Source organism: Variovorax sp. VaC1 (assembly GCF_043658315.1).
Taxonomy (GTDB): Bacteria; Pseudomonadota; Gammaproteobacteria; order Burkholderiales; family Burkholderiaceae_C; genus Variovorax.
In genome coordinates this window covers 1-1,129 of record NZ_JBIGLT010000024.1, presented here as the reverse complement: position 1 = coordinate 1,129, position 1,129 = coordinate 1, and the positions used below count along the sequence as shown (strand labels likewise).

Annotated in this window: 1 protein-coding gene; it reads left to right on the top strand. The window is 71.0% G+C overall.

The features are described 5' to 3' along the window. Nucleotides 1-1,129, top strand: a 1,129-nt coding sequence (locus ACGLHS_RS32230; protein ID WP_394486078.1) for a condensation domain-containing protein, incomplete at both ends; no start/stop codon positions are given.

Here is a 1,129-nt window from a genome sequence, read left to right as displayed (position 1 = left end):
TCGACATGATCGGCCTGCACGAGGAAGGTCGCCAGGTGCTCGTGGCGCAGGCCTCGCGCGACGCCGCGGCACGCCTGGCCCCCGAAGCGGGCCACATGCTGCAGGCGGTCTGGTTCGACGCCGGCAGCACGCAACCGGGGCGCCTGCTCCTGACGATCCACCACCTTGCGGTCGACGGCGTCTCATGGCGCATCCTCGTGCCGGACCTGCAATCGGCCTGGCAGCAGGCCGCCCGCGGCGAGCCGGTGAAGCTCGAGCCTGCAGGCACCTCCTTGCGGCGCTGGGCCCAGCAGCTCAATGACGAGGCCAGGGCCCCTTCACGCGTGGCCGAGCTGCCCCTGTGGACGCGCATCCTCGCGGCCCCCGATCCGCTGCTGTCCCCGCGACCGATCGATGCGTCCAGGGACACCGTGGCAACGGCCGGGCGCCTGGTGCTGAACCTGCCCAGCGCGCTCACCTCGGCCCTGCTCACGCAGGTGCCGGCCCTGTTCCACGCGCGCATCAACGATGTGCTGCTCACCGCCTTTGCGCTGGCCGTGGCCGACTGGCGCCAGCGGCGCATGCCAGGCTGCGACCCCAGCGTCCTGTTCGATCTGGAAGGCCATGGCCGCGAGGAGATCTTCGAGGGCGTGGACCTGTCGCGCACCGTGGGCTGGCTCACCAGCCTCTTCCCCGTGCGGCTGGACCTGCGCGACATCGATCTGGACGATGCCCTGCGCGGGGGCGAACACATGGGGCGCGCGCTCAAGCAGAGCAAGGAGCAGTTGCGGGCGCTGCCCGACAACGGCCTGGGCTTCGGGCTGCTGCGTTACCTGAACCCCGAGACGGCCAGCGCATTCGGCACCACCGCGGCCCAGATCGGCTTCAACTACCTGGGCCGCTTTGCAGCGCCCATTGCGCACGACTGGGCCGCAGCGCCCGAGGCCGGCGCACTGGGAGGCGGGGGCGATGCCCAGGCACCGATGGCCCATGCCATCGAGCTCAATGCGCTCACCCGCGACCTGGCCGATGGCCCGCAGCTGTCGGCCACGTGGGCCTGGGCTGGCGAGCTCTTTGCAGAGGACGACATCAGCGACCTGGCCCACACGTGGTTCCGGGTGCTGCAGACCTTGGTCTCGCATGCCCAGCA